The organism is Dokdonella aquatica, assembly GCF_051987395.1.
GTDB lineage: Bacteria > Pseudomonadota > Gammaproteobacteria > Xanthomonadales > Rhodanobacteraceae > Dokdonella.
Map to the genome: position 1 here is coordinate 1,555,340 of NZ_CP197094.1, position 17,828 is coordinate 1,573,167.

At 69.1% G+C, this 17,828-nt stretch carries 15 protein-coding genes; 9 read left to right on the plus strand and 6 right to left on the minus strand.

Features of this window, described 5'->3' with window-relative positions:
* Positions 1-99: 99 nt before the first annotated feature.
* Together rmuC and ACQQ2N_RS07010 are read left to right on the plus strand one after the other, a co-directional pair.
* Positions 100-1,644 carry a DNA recombination protein RmuC gene (rmuC, locus tag ACQQ2N_RS07005; RefSeq protein WP_440225721.1) on the plus strand — a complete coding sequence of 515 codons (1,545 nt, stop codon included), beginning with the start codon at positions 100-102 and terminating at the stop codon, positions 1,642-1,644.
* A gap of 398 nt (positions 1,645-2,042) precedes the next feature.
* Positions 2,043-2,582 carry a hypothetical protein gene (locus ACQQ2N_RS07010; protein WP_440224983.1) on the plus strand — a complete coding sequence of 180 codons (540 nt, stop codon included), beginning with the start codon at positions 2,043-2,045 and terminating at the stop codon, positions 2,580-2,582.
* A gap of 46 nt (positions 2,583-2,628) precedes the next feature.
* Here the strand turns inward: ACQQ2N_RS07010 and ACQQ2N_RS07015 are convergent, their stop codons facing one another.
* Complete coding sequence (locus ACQQ2N_RS07015; RefSeq protein WP_440224984.1) at positions 2,629-3,744, minus strand: sensor histidine kinase; 1,116 nt, start codon at positions 3,742-3,744, stop codon at positions 2,629-2,631.
* A 150-nt stretch (positions 3,745-3,894) separates the two neighbouring features.
* Between ACQQ2N_RS07015 and ACQQ2N_RS07020 the strand changes: the two genes are divergently transcribed.
* From ACQQ2N_RS07020 to ACQQ2N_RS07040, 5 genes are all read left to right on the plus strand, one after another.
* The gene (locus ACQQ2N_RS07020) at positions 3,895-4,314 is read left to right on the plus strand and encodes a DUF2141 domain-containing protein (protein WP_440224985.1); all 420 of its coding nucleotides are present in this window, start codon (positions 3,895-3,897) and stop codon (positions 4,312-4,314) included.
* 25 nt (positions 4,315-4,339) lie between these two features.
* Positions 4,340-5,845, plus strand: coding sequence for a carotenoid oxygenase family protein (locus tag ACQQ2N_RS07025; RefSeq protein WP_440224986.1), 1,506 nt, complete (start codon positions 4,340-4,342; stop codon positions 5,843-5,845).
* Between the two features lie 815 nt (positions 5,846-6,660).
* On the plus strand, positions 6,661-7,221 hold the full coding sequence (locus ACQQ2N_RS07030) for an NADPH-dependent FMN reductase (protein ID WP_440224987.1): 561 nt from the start codon (positions 6,661-6,663) through the stop codon (positions 7,219-7,221).
* Between the two features lie 80 nt (positions 7,222-7,301).
* On the plus strand, positions 7,302-8,216 hold the full coding sequence (locus tag ACQQ2N_RS07035; RefSeq protein ID WP_440224989.1) for a M23 family metallopeptidase: 915 nt from the start codon (positions 7,302-7,304) through the stop codon (positions 8,214-8,216).
* Between the two features lie 217 nt (positions 8,217-8,433).
* The gene (locus ACQQ2N_RS07040; protein WP_440224990.1) at positions 8,434-10,956 is read left to right on the plus strand and encodes an alpha/beta hydrolase family protein; all 2,523 of its coding nucleotides are present in this window, start codon (positions 8,434-8,436) and stop codon (positions 10,954-10,956) included.
* Here ACQQ2N_RS07040 and ACQQ2N_RS07045 read toward each other — a convergent pair.
* The 3 genes from ACQQ2N_RS07045 to ACQQ2N_RS07055 are packed head-to-tail and all read right to left on the minus strand — an operon-like array spanning position 10,953 to position 14,264.
* Positions 10,953-11,972, minus strand: coding sequence for an Lnb N-terminal periplasmic domain-containing protein (locus ACQQ2N_RS07045; RefSeq protein WP_440224991.1), 1,020 nt, complete (start codon positions 11,970-11,972; stop codon positions 10,953-10,955). The genes ACQQ2N_RS07040 and ACQQ2N_RS07045 overlap by 4 nt on opposite strands.
* Positions 11,973-12,006: 34 nt before the next feature.
* Positions 12,007-12,888, minus strand: a complete 882-nt coding sequence (locus tag ACQQ2N_RS07050; protein WP_440224992.1) for an MlaA family lipoprotein — start codon at positions 12,886-12,888, stop codon at positions 12,007-12,009.
* Entirely contained in the window at positions 12,885-14,264 is a 1,380-nt protein-coding gene (locus ACQQ2N_RS07055) for a hypothetical protein (protein ID WP_440224993.1), read from the minus strand. Before ACQQ2N_RS07055 ends, ACQQ2N_RS07050 begins: the two co-directional genes overlap by 4 nt.
* Positions 14,265-14,518: 254 nt before the next feature.
* On the opposite strand from ACQQ2N_RS07055, the gene ACQQ2N_RS07060 reads away from it, so the two are divergent.
* Positions 14,519-16,609, plus strand: coding sequence for a matrixin family metalloprotease (locus ACQQ2N_RS07060; RefSeq protein ID WP_440224994.1), 2,091 nt, complete (start codon positions 14,519-14,521; stop codon positions 16,607-16,609).
* Positions 16,610-16,708: 99 nt separating this feature from the next.
* Here the strand turns inward: ACQQ2N_RS07060 and ACQQ2N_RS07065 are convergent, their stop codons facing one another.
* Together ACQQ2N_RS07065 and ACQQ2N_RS07070 are read right to left on the minus strand one after the other, a co-directional pair.
* Positions 16,709-17,086: a hypothetical protein gene (locus tag ACQQ2N_RS07065; protein ID WP_440224995.1), complete on the minus strand. Its 378-nt coding sequence runs from the start codon at positions 17,084-17,086 to the stop codon at positions 16,709-16,711.
* A 187-nt stretch (positions 17,087-17,273) separates the two neighbouring features.
* Entirely contained in the window at positions 17,274-17,411 is a 138-nt protein-coding gene (locus tag ACQQ2N_RS07070) for a hypothetical protein (RefSeq protein WP_440224996.1), read from the minus strand.
* Between the two features lie 66 nt (positions 17,412-17,477).
* Between ACQQ2N_RS07070 and ACQQ2N_RS07075 the strand changes: the two genes are divergently transcribed.
* Positions 17,478-17,819, plus strand: coding sequence for a DUF2185 domain-containing protein (locus tag ACQQ2N_RS07075; protein WP_440224997.1), 342 nt, complete (start codon positions 17,478-17,480; stop codon positions 17,817-17,819).
* Positions 17,820-17,828 lie beyond the last annotated feature (9 nt).

Consider the following 17,828-nt stretch of genomic DNA (forward strand, 5'->3'; position numbering starts at 1 on the left):
CTCAGCCCCTGAGACGCCGCCCGCTACACTGCGCGGATGCCCAACGATCTCCAGTCCCCCGTCTTCCTGATCCTCGCCGGCCTGATGGCTGCGGTCATCGTGCTCCAGCTCGCGGTGCTGTTCCGGCGCCCGCGACCCTCGCCGGAGGAGCAGGCCTCCCGCCAGGCCGACTTCGCGCGCATCGAGACCACGCTGCGCGACGAATCCCGCCAGGCACGCACCGAACTTCGTGACGAGCTCGCCCGCGCGTCGCAGCAGCAGGGCGCGCAGGCCGAGGCGAACGGACGCGGTCTCGTCGAGCTGTCGACGCGCCTCGACGCACGCCTGGACACGCTGCGCGAGAGCGCGGTCGAGGATGCGCGCAAGGCCCGGGAGGAAGGCGCCGCCGCGCAGCAGCGCAGTGCCGAGCTGCTCGGGCAGCGCCTTCTCGAGATGCGCACGCAGCTCGAGGCGTTCGGTCAGCAGCAGCACGCGCGCATCGAGGCGTTCGGCGCACAGCTCGTCGGCTTGACCGAGCGCACGGGCGAGAACTTCGCAGGCCTGCGCAAGGACCTGCTCGAGGACGGCCGCAAGGGCCGCGTCGAGGGCGCCGAGTCTCAGGTGCGCTTTTCCGAGTCGTTGGGCCAGCGCCTCACCGAGCTCACCCAGCGCAACGAGCTGCGCATCGGCGAGATGCGCAAGACGCTCGAGGACAAGCTCGCTGCGTTGCAGGCCGACAACGCGCAGAAGCTCGAGCAGATGCGCGTGACCGTCGACGAGAAGCTGCAGACGACGCTCGAGGCGCGCCTCGGCGCCTCGTTCAAGCTCGTCTCCGAACGTCTCGAGCAGGTCCAGCGCGGCCTCGGCGAGATGCAGCAGCTCGCCACCGGCGTCGGCGACCTCAAGCGCGTGCTGACCAACGTCAAGGATCGCGGCGGCTGGGGCGAAGTGCAGCTCGAGACGATCCTCGAGCAGACCCTGACGGTCGAGCAGTACGAGCGCGGTGCGCGCGTCAAACCCGGCAGCACCGAAGCCGTCGATTTCGCGATCCGCCTGCCGGGTCGCGGCGACACCGACGCGCCGGTGATGCTGCCGATCGACGCGAAGTTCCCGCGCGAGGACTACGAGCGCCTGCTCGATGCGCAGGAGAAGGGCGACGTCGACGCCGTGCGCAGCTGCGCCGCGCAGCTCGAGCGTGCGATCCGCGTGCAGGCGAAATCGATCAGCGACAAGTACGTGATCCCGCCGCACACGACCGACTTCGCGGTCATGTTCCTGCCGACCGAAGGCCTCTATGCCGAGACGATCCGCCGTCCCGGCCTCGTCGACGTGCTGCAGCGCGAGCACCGCATCGTGCTCGCCGGCCCGACCACGCTCACGGCCCTGCTCAACAGCCTGCAGATGGGCTTCCGCACGCTCGCGATCGAGAAGCGCTCGAGCGAGGTCTGGCAGGTGCTCGGCGCGGTCAAGACCGAATTCGGCAAGTTCGCGACGGTGCTCGAGAAGGCCACGACGCAGCTCGGCCACGTGCAGAAGACCATCGGCGACGCCGGCATCCGCACGCGCGCGATCGAGCGCAAGTTGCGCGGCGTCGAGACGCTGCCCGGCGACGAGGCGCAGCAGTTGCTCGGGGATGTGGCGTCGATGCCGGAGGATGAGGAGTGAGGGACGGGGTTTTCGTGTGTCCCGGAGATTGTCGTGTGAGGGGAACTGTCGTTTGAGGGTCGTGGCGTTCTTGGGTCATGCAGAGCAAGAGAAGATGACAGCTCGAATTGCCCTCTGACTCCGTCATCCCGGCGAAAGCCGGGATCCCCTTGAGCGTTCGGGAGAACGTCACTTGGACGGAATATCGTGGCTCATGCCGATGACAGTACATGGGCCCGATGCCGTCGTGAAAATGGACGCTTGAGGGGATCCCGGCTTTCGCCGGGATGACGGCAGGAGGCATGCTGACGTCGCAAAGCGAACTCGCATCACGAGCTGGAGGCAACACGAACTCGAATCCGTGACGCCACGTCCAACGACAATTCAGCTATCGGACGACTTCACAGACCAAAGCCCCCATGCCCGCCTTCACCTTCACCGAAACCCCCGATGCGTTGATCTACGAGGAGCACGGCAGCCAGCGCGGCGTGCGCATCGCCGCGATGATCGCCGGCGTGCTCGCGTTCTCGTTCTCGCCGTTCTTCGCGTGGCTCGCGTTCGACATGCGGCCGATCGATACCGCGGCGAAGATCGGCGGCGTGGTGGCGTCGATGGTCGGGATCCTCGCGTTCGTCGGCTTCGGCGCGCTCTGCCTGCGTATCGCACTGTTCCTGCCGATGCAGGCCGTGCGCCTCGAGCATGCGGGTGGCCGCCTCGTGCGCACCACGCGTGCGCCAGCTACCGGCGTGCGCGAGCACGTCCATGCGAGCGAGGCCATCCGCGCGGTCGAGCTGTGCGCGCACGATCCCGAGGACGGTCCGCGCACGTTCGCGATCGTCATCGCGCTCGCGTCGGCGCCGGCTATCGAGATGGGCGCGTTCACCGACAAGGTGGAGGCACGGCGTGTTCTTGTCGTGTGGCGATCGCGCCTCGGTTTCGACACCTCGGAGCACGCTTGAGGCTACGTGGATCGCGACGACCCGGCCACGGATCGCGCCAACGATGTCACCGCTCCATCGACAAACGTGCCTCGACCCGAAGCCCGCCGCGCGCGCCGGTCGAGATCGCGAGCGTGCCGCCGAGTTCGGCCACGCGCTCGCGCATGCCGGCGATGCCGTTGCCCTCACGCAGGGGTCCGCGCACGCGGCCATCGTCTTCGGCGACGAGCACGAGCGTGTCGCCGTCACGCCGCAGCGAGACCTGCAGCGTGTCCGCGGCGGCATGGCGCGCGGCATTGGTCAGCGTTTCCTGCACGACGCGCAGCACCGTCTCCGCGACTGCTGCGTCGGCGATCTGCAGGCCCGGCGCGAGATCGAGCTTCAGCGTCGGCTTCGGCAACGGTGCGGCGAGTGCGTGCAGCGCCGTTGCGATGTCGAGGCCACGCGTGTCACGCAAGGCCTGCACGACGCCGCGCAGCTCGCCCATGAGTTCTGCCGCGAGCTGGTCGACGATGCGCAGGTCTTCGCGGCCGGCCAATGCCGGATCGGCGGCGAGCGCGCGCAGGTTCAGGCGCATCGCCGTGAGCGTGTGGCCGGCGACGTCGTGCAGTTCGCGCGTCACGCGCAGGCGTTCGGCATCGCGCGCGCTCTCGGCGAACAGGGCACGCGTCGCGAGCAGGTCGGCGTTGACGAGCGCGAGGCGGTCGCGCGCTCGCTCGGCGCTCTTCGCGTAGTGCATGCACAGCGCCGCGAACGCCTGGAAGCCCGCGAAGATCAGCACCGACATGAGCGGCGACGAGAAGCCCGCGATCTCGCGCAGGATCAGGTAATAGACGACGTCGGCCGTCGCGACCGCGATGAACGTCGCGCGTGGCGACCAGGTCGCCATCGCGGCGGCGGTCCAGATCACCAGCAGCACCGGCGCCGTACCCGTGCGCGGATCGATCACGATCAGCGTAAGCGCCACGATCGGCATCACCGCGAGCAGCGCATGCGTGATCGTGCGTCGGCGCGGTTCGAGCGCGGTCACCGCGACGAAGCAGGCCGCGTACACCGCGAGCAGCGTGCTCGCGACAACGAGGCGGTCGGGCGAGACATAGCGCATCGACAGCGCGACCGCACCGATCGTGAAGAGTCCGGCGAGGCAGAGGGGTTCGACGAGGCGGCGCAGCGCGGTGCTCATGGCCGCATGCTGACCCGCAGGCATGCCGCGCGGCAATCCATCGGACGCACGAGGTGACTTCCGGCAGGTCGGATCGGTGACGGCTGGCCCCTGACCGCGGTGACGCCGGTACGGACACTGGCTCCACACCCCGCCACGAAGGAAACCACGATGAACCGCTTCCGCCACGCCCTCGCCCTCGTCGCCGCGTCCACCGTGCTCGCCGCCTCGGCGCAGGCCGCCACGCTGTCGGTCGACCTCACCGGCATCCGCGCCGCGAAGGGCGAGCTGCGCATCGCGCTCGTCGATTCGAACGGTTACGACGGTGGCACCAAGCCGGTCGCCGCGACCATCGTCGCCGCGCAGGGGGCGACCGCACGCGCCGTGTTCGCCGACGTCGCGCCGGGCCGCTACGCGGTCATGGTCGTGCACGACGAGAACGGCAATGGCCGGCTCGATACCAACATGCTCGGCATGCCGACCGAGGGCTACGGCTTCAGCAACAACCCGAACGTGATGCGCAAGCCGACCTTCGACGAAGCCGCGTTCGCGTTCGACGGCGACACCACCGTCGACGTCGCGATCCGCTGATCCCCGCCTTCCCGAGGAGCCCGCCATGAACCGCCGCCGCTTCCTGCTCGACCTGCTCTCCGCCAGCGCCGCGCTCGCCGTGGCCGGTCCGGCCACGCGTGCGTTCGCCGGGGATCCGGCGCAGTTCGCGGCCGGTCTCGAGCGCCACCCGTGGATGGCCGGCTGGCGACAGGTGTCGGCCGAAGCACTCGGCCCGACGCGGGCGACGCTCGAAGGCCGCCTGCCCGATGGGTTCGCGGGCAAGCTGTACCGCAACGGGCCGGCCTGGTTCGAGCGCGATGGCTTCCGCTACGAGCACTGGTTCGACGGCGACGGCATGGTCCACGGCTGGCGCTTCGGTGACGGTGGTGTCGTGCACCGTGGCCGCATGGTCGCGACGCCCAAGTTCGAGCGCGAGAAGGCCCTCGGTCGCTTCGCGACGCTGGCCGCCGGTACGACGGTCCCGAATCCGCTGCCGATCCGCAACAACGACGATGCGAACACCGCCAACACCGCGGTCACGATGATCGGCGGCCGCCTGTTCGCGCTGTGCGAGGCGGGCTCGGCGTTCGAGCTCGATCCGGACACGCTCGCGACACTCGGTCCGGTCACCTGGCGCCCGGACCTCGCCGCGGTGCCGTTCTCGGCGCACCCGCTGGTCGACCGCGACGGCTCGTCGTGGAACTTCGGCTCGATCGCGATGATGGGCGGCAACGGCCTGCTGGTCTGGCACGTCGATGCGCGCGGCACGTTGATCTCGGCCGACGTGCTCGAGACACCGGAGCCCGGCTACCTGCACGCGTTCGCGATGACCGATCGCCACCTCGTCTTCATGCTGATCCCGGTCGACTTCCATCAGGGCGGTTCGTTCTTCGAGCGCATGCGTTTCGCGTCGTCGCGCGCCTGCCGCGTCGCCGTGGTCGACAAGACCACGCCGTCGAAGGCGCGCTGGTTCGAGACCGGCTTCACCACCGCGTACCACTTCGGTGATGCCTACGAGCGCCGCGGCCGCATCGTCATGCGCACCGTGCAGCATCTCGATCCCGACGAGGCGCGCTCGCCGATGAAGGCCGCGATGCAAGGCCACGACGGCCAGTCGCCAAAGCCGACCCGCCTCGTCGAGCTGCACCTTGACCTCAAGAGCGGCAAGGCACACTGGGAAACGCTCGCCGGCGACGGCATCGAGTTCCCGCTGTTCGACGCACGCACCCGCGGCGACCGCCCGGCGCGCCTGTACGCGCCGACGCGCGCGGGCGAATGGTCGTCGCCGTACTTCAACGCCGTGGCCATGCTCGATCCCGAGCGCGGCATGCGCGAGGTGCATCGCTACGGCCGCGACATCCTCGCCGAGGAACACGTGTTCGTGCCGCGCCGCGGCAGCACGAAGCCCGACGACGGCTGGCTGGTCGGCACGCTGCTCGACCACGCACGCGGCCGCAGCGGCGTCGCGATCCTCGATGCGCGCCGTGTCGCGGCCGGCCCGGTTGCGCAGGCTTGGGTGCCTTACACGTTCCCGCTCGGCTTCCACGGGACGTTCGCAGCGGCGGCGTAGGTGATCCACGCAGGGGTGTGGGCGCATTCTCGCGCCGCCTCCTCTCCCCCCGACCCCTCTCCCGCGAGGGGAGAGGGGAGGAACCGCCATCGTGACGCGTGCCCGCGAGCGAGCGGGGACGACAACCATCGCCACGCGCGGCACCGAAGTGTCGAACCGCCTTCTCCCCTCTCCCCTCGCGGGAGAGGGGCCGGGGGAAAAGGGGGGCTTCCCGCGCCGCCGCATCGCCACCGAGGTGCCCGCCGACGTCACGTCTTCGGCGACCGGATACCTGCGCGGGACACGCCTCGGGAACGAATGACGATCGCGCGCCGACCCCCACGATCGAGCTGCCTTCTCCCCTCTCCCCTCGCGGGAGAGGGGCCGGGGGAGAGGGGGGGCTTCCCGCGCCGCCGCATCGCCACCGCGATGCCTGCCGACGTCACGTCGTTGACGACCGGATGACTGCGTAATAGACGTGCCGGGAACGGATGACAGTCGCGTGCCGGCGCCCATGATCGAGCCGCCTTCTCCCCTCTCCCCTCGCGGGAGAGGGGTCGGGAGAGAGGGGGCGCTTCCCGCTCCGTGGCATCGCCATCGGGATGCCTGCCGACGTCACGTCGTCGATGACTGGATGACTGCGTAATAGACGTGCCGGGAACGGATGAGAGTCGCGTGCCGGCGCCCATCATCGAGCCGCCTTCTCCCCTCTCCCCTTGCGGGAGAGGGGCCGGGGGAGAGGGGGAGCTTGCCGATCCGCCGCGTCACCGGCGCGATGCCTGTCGACGTCACGCCTTTGTGGCACGCTCGCGCCAGTCCACGAGGAGTCCGCCTGCATGTCCGCTTCCGTTCCCACCGTCGCCGTCATCGTCGGTTCGCTGCGCAAGGCGTCGATCAACAAGACGTTCGCGGGTGCGCTCGGTGCGCTCGCCGAGGGCCGCCTCGCGTTCGAGTCGGTGCGCATCGACGACCTGCCGCTCTACAACGAGGATCTCTGGGCCGATCCGCCCGAGGCGGTCGCGCGCTTCAAGGCGCAGGTGCGCGCCGCCGATGCGGTGCTGTTCGTGACGCCCGAGTACAACCGCGGCTACACGCCCGCGATCAAGAACGTGATCGACTGGGGCACGCGGCCGCGCGGCGAAAGCTGCTGGATCGGCAAGCCGGCGGCGATCGTCGGCACGAGCCCGGGCGGCATCGGCACGGCGGTCGCGCAGGCCGGCTTGCGCACGGTGGTCACGGCCTGCGACATGGCGCTGATGGGTGCGCCCGAGATGTATTTCTCGTGGAAACCCGAGCTGTTCGATGCCGAGGGTCGCGTCGCCAACCCCGACACGAAGGCCTTCCTCGACAAGTGGGTCGACCGCTACGCCGCGTGGATCGCGCGCGTGAAGGCCTGATCCGGGACCGAGCTGGTTCGGCTGCGGTTCGGCACCGCAGCGCTAGGTTGCGTCCTTCCGTACCGCGTGGGAGGACGCCAATGAGAACCGCCTTGTCGATCGCGCTCGTCGGCGCGCTCGCGTTGCCGATGCATGCTCTCGCCGCCGATGTCGTTACCGCCCAGCAGGGCGGTGTCGCGCGCTGGACCGGCCTCGCCGCGAAGGAGTGCGGCGTCTACGGCAAGCGCTATGCGGCCGTCGATGCGACCTGCTACTACCCAGTCGACATCCGCACGCGCCCCGGCGCGCACGAGATCGCGTTGTGGGACCAGGATGGCAAGCAGCACCTCGGCACGCTCGTGGTGCAGAAGACCGATTTCCCGAAGGTCGACATGCCGCTGCCGGACAAGCTCTCGCGCTTCCTCGACGTGTCGCCCGACGACACGAGGCGCGCCGCGACCGAGCGCGAGGCGGTCGCCAAGGCCCTGAAAGGTGGCGACGGCGAGGCACGCTTCTCGCTGCCGCTGGCGTCGCCGGCCGGCAAGCTGCCGAAGAGCGAAGACGATTTCGGCAGCGAGCGCACGTTCGACGCTACCCACAAGAGCCTGCACAGCGGGCGCGACTATCCGGTATCGCTCGGCACGCCGGTCAAGGCACCGGCCGACGGCACCGTGCTGCTCGCGGCCGACCATTTCTACACGGGCAACGCGGTCTACCTCGACCACGGCGGTGGTCTGATCACGATGTTCTTCCACCTCGACAAGCTGCAGGTGAAGGACGGCGACACGGTCAAGCGCGGCCAGGCCATCGGCACGATCGGCGGCACGGGTCGCGCGACCGGGCCGCATCTGCATCTCGGCCTGCGCTGGCTCGGCCAGCGCATCGATCCCGCCCTGCTGCTCGCCAAGCCGGACGCGCTGCCCGCGGTCAGCGACAGCCGCGTCGAAGCGCAGCAGAAGATCGACAAGGCCGAGCATCGCGAGCCCGACGAGACGGACGACGTGCCGACGGACTGACCCGGGTCGCGATCCTCGCGACCCGGGTCCGCGTACGGTGGCATCACCGCTTCGGGGTGCTCGCCGGCAAACTTCGTGAACCCGTCAGGGTTGCAGCTTGTGCCGCGACGGTATGGCGCCTCGATTGCATCGTCGGACCCCGCTGACCCGCGCGCGATTTCCGACTAAGCTCCGATGGCGCCGCAGTCGCCGGCGCCAAGGGGAAAACGGAGAGGTCATGCGCTCGGAGCAGCACGCGCCGCAGGGCGGGTCGTGGCATGGGAAGGGGATGCTCGCGCTCGCGCGCGTGGTCATGATCGTGGTGTTGCTGGTGCCGGGGCTCGCCTTCGCGATGAAGCGCGTGGATCCCGGCGACACGCCGAAGGTCGGCCCGAAGCAGGGACTCGTGCTGATCGCGGTCGACTCGTCGATGCCGTTGTCGGCCGTGCACGTGCGCAAGGGCGGGCGTCTGTTCGGAGCCGGCGTGCTCACGCGGCTGCCCGAAGGGCGCACGCTGCGTCTGTATGTCGCCGACGAAGGACGTTACGGCTGGCACAAGGTCAATGTGTTCTCGGGCTTCGGCTACGGCCTCGAGGACGACGAGGAGTTCCAGTTCGAGGTCAAACCCGGGCAGATCACCTACGCCGGCGACCTCCTCTACCGGCCGCTCGGTTTCTTCCGCGCACGCATCCACGTCTCCAACCGTGGCCTCGCCGCACTCGACTGGCTGCAGGCCGAGCACGCCGCGTTGCTCGAGCAGTACCCGTTCGCCTACACCGGCCACTACCCGGATCCGTTTCCCGCGTTCTACCAGCGCGAGCGCGCCGCCGCTGACGTGAAGCCGCCGCCGTATCCGGAATTCACACCGCCACCCGAGCCCGGCACGCTGCCGCTGCCACCCGGTGAACTCTGGCGCGACGAACGCGTGAGCCTCATCGAGCTGAGTCCGTCCGGCGAACTGCTCGCGCTGCAGACCAAGGAGGACGGCAAGGACGCGTGGGTGCTCGACCTGCTCGACCTCGCCCACGACACCTCGTACCGCGTCGCGCGCAGCGACTATCCGTTCCAGTCGGTGTCCTGGGCGTCGGACCGCACGCTGCTCGCCGCACTCGGGCGAAGCAGCCTGCCGCAGTGGATCAACGTCGTCACGATCTCGGAGGCCAGGGATGGACGGCGCACGTTCGAACGAGGCGAGATCCCGCAGGCGGGACGCATCGTCGACGTGCTCGCGCACGATCCCAACCACATCCTGTTCGCGAGCTACGGCAATCGCGGCGAGTTCATGGTTCACCGCGTCGACGTCTCGAGCGCGGCAGCCCTGAAGAAATTCCAGCCGCGCATGAAGGACCGGCTCAACGCGGGTACCAAGGACGATGTCTGGTGGTACGCGGACGGGCAGGGCGCGTTGCGCGTGGCGATCGTGCGTCGCGACGACGAACCCGTGCTCATGCTCGCAGGTCCCGAAGGTTTCACTGAGATCATGCGCCTGCGCGGTGACTCGGGCTTCTCGCCGATGTCGCTTTCGTACGACGGCCGCACGATCTACGGCCTGTCCGACGAGGGACGCGCGCAGCAGGAGCTCGTCGCGTTCGACATCGCCTCGCGCAAGGTCACCGAGACCCTCTTCAGCAAGCCCGGCGTCGACGTCGTCACGCCGATCTACGACCGTCAGCGCCGTCCGATCGGCGCACGCTACTACCTCGAAGGTCGCCTCGTCAGCGAGTACTTCGAGCGCCACGAGCGCGAGTTCTCGGGTCTCCTCGAGCGCAGCTTCCCGGGCCGCACCGTGGCGGTGGTTGAGCGCAGCACCAACGGCAAACAGATCGTGCTGTGGGTCGACGGCAGCGACCAGCCTGCGACGCTCTATCACCTGGATGTCGACAAGAAGCGCGCGACGCTCGTCGAGGAGACGATGCCCTGGCTGGCGGGCCGCGCCTTCGCGCCGACCGTGGTCGTCAACAGCAAGGGCAAGGACGGCCTCGCGATCGAGTCCTACCTCACCACGCCGCGCGGGCCGGGACCGCATCCGCTGGTCGTGCTCGCGCACGGCGGTCCGGTCGGCATCAAGGACACGCTGCATTTCGAGCGCGACGTGCAGTTCATCGCCTCGCTCGGCTACGCGGTGCTGCGCGTCAACTTCCGCGGCTCGGGCGGTTACGGCAAGGCGTTCCGCGAGGCCGGCTACCACAACCACGGCACCCTCATCGAGGACGACATCGACGCCGCGCTCACACGCGTGCTCGCCGAGCATCCGATCGACGCCTCGCGCATGTGCGCGATCGGCTTCAGCTACGGCGGTTACTCCTCGCTGGTCTCGGCCGTGCGCTGGCCCGACCGCTACCGCTGCGTCGTCTCGACGGCCGGCGTCAGCGACCGCCTGCTGTTCTTCACCGCGAGCGACGGCGGGCGTTCGAAGGAAGGCCGCGCCGCGCTCGAGAAGGTCGTCGGTGATCCGAAGACGCAGGAGGCGCAGATGATCGAGACCTCGCCGCTGTACCGCTACCGCGACCTGCGCGTACCGGTCATGCTCCTGCACGGCGACGAGGATCTTCGCGTCGATTTCGAGCATGCGCGCCGGCTCAAGCGCATGCTCGACATGGCCGGTCGCTCGCCGGTGGGACGCGTGTTCGCGGGCGAAGGCCATGGCCTCGGCGACAAGGATCACCAGCACCAGATGTGGCGCGCGATCGCAGGCTTCCTGCAGCAGCACCTCGGCGCGACACCCGCCACGTCGGCGCCTGTGAAGGCCGCTGCGCCCTAGCGGCCGGCGGTGCCTTTCGCGTCGGACATGCCGGCGCGGATATCGGCCGAGAACGTCGCGCTGCGATCCGCGGCACGCGCGCGGTCGGTGATGCGCGCCTGCGTGCGCAGCGTGTCGAACGGCAGGTTGCGGTCGAGGCCGCCGATGTCGTAGAGGTAGCGGTCGAGATACCCCGACAGCAGCACGCGGTAGTCCATCGGCAAGCCGCCGCCGAGGATCTGCCGGGCCATGTGGTAAACCAGCGTCGTGCAGTTCGCGGTGACGGTGTGGTACCAGCGCGGATCGCGTGCGAGGCGGTTGGCCTCGTCGACGTAGGCGAGGAACAGCGCGCGCCGCGCGTCGGGATCGAGCTGAAGGCGGTAGAGGTAATCGTCCTCGCCGCGCACGTTGGTGCGCACGCGCACGATGTCGCGCTCGTCCGCGGCGATCACCGACAGCTCGAACTGCTTGAAGAAGCCGCCGATCTCCGAGAAACGCTCGTGCGCCTCGCGGCGGATTTCGACCGAGAAGACGACATGCGAGCCGTCGTCGAAACCGAACGAGACGAGCGTGTGCGCGATCCACTCGCCGGCCCAGTACGAGAGGATCACGTCGGTGGAGGCGAGGTGCGCGAGATCGTAGCGGCGCGGCTCCCAGCGCGGCGTGTAGTCGTCCTTCGTGCGCCAGTCGAAATCGCGTACCGCGTGCAGCGTGACGATGTCGCCGTCGACCGTGCCTGTGGCGAGATGCGCGACATCGTCGGCCCAGGCGCGCGTTCCGGCGGGTGCGAGGCTCACCCACCACGCGAGCAGCAGCGCGAACGCGATCGTGAAACCGGGTACCGCATACCGAGCAGCACTGCGCCACACGAGTACCGCCGCGGCAAGCGCGAGCGCGGCCCAGGCGATGGCCGCGACGAGCTTGACGGCTTCCGATCCCGGGGCCTGGAAACGCAGCGCGAGTGCACCCCACGCACCCGCGAGCAGGATCGCGAGGCTCGCGACGAACTTGCCCGCGAGCGCGAGCGCGCCGCTCACGCGGACACGACCCGCGCACGCGGACGGTGCATCGTCACTGCCCGGCCGGAAGGCCCGGCACGCGCTGTTTCTCGGGATCGTTCGCGTGCAGCTTGTCGTCCTCGAGCAGGCGCTGCTGCATGTAGAGGAAGCGGATCGTCTCGTACTCGAACGGCGAGCCGGTCGAGTAATAGCGGAAGCCGATGTTCGCGCGCAGGTCGATCGAGTTGGCGACGCCGAACATCCACGCGTTGTCCGAGGTGCGGTAGAAGCCGCCCGGATCCATCGCGTAGGTGAAGCCGAAGTCGCCGGCGAGGCCGACGCTGTCGCGCAGCGACGACGGTCCGATCAGCGGCAGCACGACGTAAGGGCCCGGACCCATGCCCCACTTCGACAGCGTGGTGCCGAAGTTGGTGGGCGCGCGCGGCAGGTGCATCTTCTTCGCGACATCGAACAGGCCGCCGATGCCGATCGTGCTGTTGATCGCGAAGCGGCCGAAGCTGCGCAGGCCGTACACGGGACGGCCCTGCAGCGTGAAGTTGAGCGTGCTGCCGATCTCGCCGAGGTTGGAGAAGAAGTTGTGCACACCGCCGCGCACGGGACGCGGCAGGCGCCGGTAACCGTTCGCGACCGGCAGGAACACCGCTTCGTCGAAGCGCGCGTTGAAGCGGTAGGTGAAGCGGTTGATGCGCTCCCACGGATCGTAGACGAGCATCGACGGCGCATCGGCCGGCGTCATCACGGGCGGCGTGGCCTCGCCCTCGGGCGGTGTCGGCAGCGTGGCCTGGCGACGCGCGGCGATCGCCTCGGCACGCTCGATCGCGGCGGCCCGGCTCGCGGCAGGACGCTCGTCGGGCAGGTTGCGCACGCGCACGCCGTTCGAGGCGCAGGCCCCGAGCGCGAATGCGGCGATCAGCACGCAGGCATGGCGGATCATCGTGCACCTCCGTTCCAGCGGCCCGCGAGCATGTCGAGCATGTCGGCGATCTGGCGTCGTTCGCCGATGGTGCCGAGGTGGCCACCGTGGTCGTAGACGGCGATGCGCGTGCCGAACGTTGTCTCGAGCCAGGCGAGCTCGGCGGCGTCGAGGATGAGGTCGTCGCGGTTGGTCTGCACGAAGTAGTCCGGATCGTTGCGCAGCGTGTCGCCGATGATCGCGAGGCGGTTGTCCTCGATCAGCGACTCGCGCGTCGCGCCGGGACGCGCGCGCAGATAGTACGGTGCGAACACCTGGTCGAAGTACGCCGCGAACGGCTTGCCGCGCAGTGTCGCCGAGATGCCGTCGAGTGGGTCACCCTTGCGCGGCGGATTCGCCGGATCGATGACCGCGCCGGTCTTCGCGTAGAGGTCGCCCGCGAAGAACATGTTGGCGAGCGCGAGGCGGAAGTTGAGCGCGATCGCGGCCGAGAACTCCTCATCGCTGCGCAGCACGGTCGCCGCCGCGCCGAGCAGGAAGTTCTCGTCGATCTGGATCTCGTCCGAAGCACGGTAGAGGTTGGCGAGCTCGGCGTAGAGGCGCTGGTAGAGACGCTCGAGGCCGGTGTCGGCCGAGCCGATGCTCTGCGCGAACAGGCGGTCGAGGCGGCCGATCGACGCGAACAGGCTGACCGGCGGGTTGATCATGACCGCGCGGCGCACGTTGAGCTTGCGGTCCTGCGCGTCGAGCGCCTTGACCATGGCCGCGTTGGCGCCGCCGAGGCTGTAGCCGATCACGTCGACATGCTCGATCGCGACCTTGCCCGGCAGGCGCGACACGACGATCTGCATCGCGTCGTAGAGGTCGCGGCCGTCCTGGCGCAGGTCGCCGGCGACGCCGGTGCGCGAGGTCGAGACGATGAAGCCCGGGAACGTCGGCGATGGCATCGTCAGCACGTGGTAGCCGGCACCGTAGAGCGCGCCGCGCAGCAGGCCGATGTTGGTCGTGTTGCCGTCGCTGCCGGTGCCCGAAACGATGATCGCGAGCGGTGCGGGCTTCGGCTGCGCCGAGAACCACACGCGCAGGTGCTTGTTGAACCAGAACACGTCCGGCACCGGCATCGCCCACGGCATCGCGACGTCCATCTCCACGAGCGGCACGCGCTCGGGCTGCTCGGCCATCTCCTGCGGCGGCGTGCCGAATACGGTCGCGCGCAACGCGGCCGAGTCGGCGAGCCCGGTGGCCGGTCCGGTCGGACGCAGGTCGCGTGACGCGGGTTGCGCGGACGCGAAGCCGGCGACGAAGCACGCGGCGAGGCCGAGCGCGATCGTCCAGCGTCGCGCATGCACGGGGAAAGACACGCCGCGGAATGGCGTGGACACAACGGGATCGCTCATCGGGCACCTGCTGGTGGACGCACGAACCGCGCGTCGGTGGACGGGCGGCTCCGCCCGCGTCGGCGCGCGGCTGTCGGCGTGCAGGATGACACGCCCGTGACGGTCGCACCATGCGCCCGCGCATGCACGCGAAGGCCATCGTTCATGGAGGTTCGTGTCAGGAATCCGGCCTGCGCCTCGTACGGGAATGCTGCCGGAGGTGCCCGCTCGCAGCCTGCGCCCCGGCTTCCCCTGACGTTGCGAAGGATTCCGCCATGATCTCGTTGTACACAGCCTCCGGGCGCGCGTCGGCGCGTCCCGTCCGCCGCCGCGTGCGCGGCGTTCCCGCGAAGGTGCTCGGGCTCGCGCTCGCCGCCGGCTTCGCGATGGTGCCGCTCGCCGCGCATGCCCAGCACGACATACCGCGCGCGCTGACCGATCTCGTCGCCGAAGCCGATACGGTCGCCGTCGCGCGGCTCGTCTCCACGCATGCGCGCTGGAACGCGCGCGGCAACCTCATCGTCACCGACTACCGTTTCGTCGTCGAACGCGATGTTCTCGCGGCCGATGCGCCCGGCCGGACCTTCGTGCTGTCGCAGGGCGGCGGCACGATCGGCGACGAGACGCATGCGCTCAGTTCGAACCCGAAGCTCGAGACCGGCGCGCGCTACCTCGTGTTCCTGCGTCCCGATCGCGGCGAGGTGTTCGCGCCGTTCGTCGGTGGTGCCCAGGGCATCTACGCGCTCGACGACGAAGGCCGCGCACGCGCGCTGTCCGGCACCGACCGCCGCGATGCCGGCGAACTGCTCGGCGAAGTCGATCACCTCGTGCAGCAGCGCGGCCACGCGCCGGCGCGCCTGTTCGTGCCGTCGCGTGGCGACGACACGAGCGTGTACCCGTCGAAGGCCTATGTGCCGTCGTCGCTGCAGGCGCCGGGTCCCGGCTTCGGTCCCTACGACCAGGTTGACGGTCCGGTTCCGGAGTCGACGCCGCGCGAGGCCATGCACGACGGCCACGGCATCGACGAGACGCCGCCGTGGGCCGGTCCGCGCTACCACTACGGCCCGACCGTCAACGCACCCGTCGTCTACGACGAGTATCCGCACGACTGGGAGTGGAGTCCGCACGACCAGTACCAGATGTCGGCGTGGAACAGCTACTCGGGTGACGTGTTCCGCATCAGTGGCTCGCAGCTCGGAACGTGGTCGTGGGGCAACGGCCGCTTCGAACTCGTCGGCTGGCCGAGCAACCAGACCATGATCGACCAGTTCGGCGAAGGCTGGGGCGCGACGACGCTCGCCGTGACGTGGTCGCGCTGGAACGGCAGCAACGTCATCACCGAGGCCGACATCGCGTTCAATCCCGCTTACTGCTGGACGCGTGAGGATTTCACCGGCGCCAATCCGGACAGCACGTGCTGGAGCTTCCAGCAAACGATGCTGCACGAGCTCGGCCACGGCTGGGGCCTCGATCATCCTTGGGAACACCAGGACGTGTGGTGGGACTCGGTCATGAACTACGCGCCGAAGGCATTCCGACTCGCGCGCCTGAGCACCGACGACGTCAACGCGATCCGCAACCGCTACGGCAGCGGCGCCTTGTTCGATGTCGCGATCAGCCAGTACCGCACCAGCGATTCGACGACCTCGAACCAGGCGACCTACACGGCCTCGCTGGCCGCGTCGGTCTCGGTCACGCACGGTGGAACCCTGTCGCTCGGCACGTTCCAGATCGAGAACCTCGGCACGACGACGTTCTCCAACCCGTCGGTCGACATCTACCTCAACCAGAACTGGAACAGCTGGACCGACACCTACCGCTTGCTGCGCACCTCGAACTACACGTCCACGATGGCGCCGTTCACGACGTTCACGTTCAACCCGGGGACGATCACGATCCCGTCGACCGTGCCGACCGGCGTCTACTACCCGACGCTGTGGCTCGACGCCGGGGATCCGCGAACCGGCAACAACACGAGCTCGTCGCGCAACGACCGTCGCGTGACCGTGCGCAACGCAGCGCCCACGCTCGCGCCGAACACCGGCTGGCGCACCGCTGCACTGGGCCGCATCGGTCCGCAGGGCACCTGGGAGTTTTCGTTGCCGGCGGGTGCAGGACGCACCTACGAGCTGTCGACGTGCAGCACGCACGGTGGCTCGGCCACGTTCGACACGATCATCGAGATCGTCGGTGCAGGGGTGTCGAACGACGACTACTGCGGGCTGCAGTCGCGCCTGCAGTGGACGGCGCCGTCGAACGGGACGCGCACCGTGCGTGTGCGGCCTTACGGCGCGGCGCAGGGCACGTTCGTGCTCGCCTACCGCGAAGTCGTCACCGACACCGTGTTCAGCGCGAGCTTCGACTGAGCATTCGTGCCGTATCAGAATGCTTGAAACGACCGCGCCGCCTCATGGGCGGCGCGGTCAAGGTCGTCACGTGCCCGCGTCGTGCGTGACGACGGATGCTTACTCGGCGGTCGGTGTCGCGGCACGACGGCGCGGACGCGCCGCCGGCTTCGCACGCGGTGCGCGCGTGGCCGTCGTCGACGGTGCCGAACGCCCCGTGATGAGGCGCTTGACGAGCCAGCCTGCGGCGAGGCCGACCGCGGCGACAGCGATCAGCGCGCCCGCGGGATGACGACCGACGGTGCCGCGCACCGACCGGCTTACTTCGCGGCCTTGGCGCAGCAGGTCGCCCGACAGCGCACGCGCGTGCTTCAAGCCCTTGTCGACATCGCGCGAAACGATCGCGTGCGCCGCATGCGCGGCCTTGGAAAGATCATGCCCCGCACGCGAGGCACGCGAGACGACACGATCGAGCGGAACGGTCAGCGGATGGGACATGGCGATTCCTCGGCAGGGGCAATGGAGGGCCACTACACCGCTGCAACGCACAACGGAGGCTGAGCGCGGGACACCACGTTTAACCGGCAGTTGGTGATGGATGTCGATCCACCACGCATGCAGGCCACCTCGCTTCGGACCGAGACAACCCGCGCGGCGCAGTCGACGAGCCTGTCGGAGAATGGAGTCACGCGACATGTGCATCGATCGGCTGTTGCGATGCGTGCGAGAGGCCCGGCACGCCTGATGTCGTGCCTACCTTGGGCGTGACGAGGACTTCCACGATTCCATCGATCATGGCGGTGAAGCGGAGCTCGAACCTCACGGGTCCGGTTCCCGGGTGGATGCAGGCGTTCCCGGCATGCATGATCGCGCTACGGAGTCGAACGCCATGCCCGACAAGACTTTCCACATCCCCGCCTATCGACTCCGTCCCGTCGCGGTCGGATACGGTGCTGCGCTTGCGACCGACCGCATCCTGGTCGACGGCGAGAAGGTCGGCTACTGCTACCGAGAGGAACCCTGCTCGGACGTGGACAGCGGCTGGCGCTTCTTCGCCGGGGACGAGTCCCAGGCTTACCTCGACGATCCCGCCAACACGGCGTTCTACGACATCAACACCATCGCCAACGTCGATCCGCGCATCACTGCGGTCCTCGGATCCGTCGTCGGGAGCCGCTTCGAGTGCAGTGAGTCGAACGAGTTCGTTCCCGTGCAGGATAGCGAAGGATGACGCGGGTGC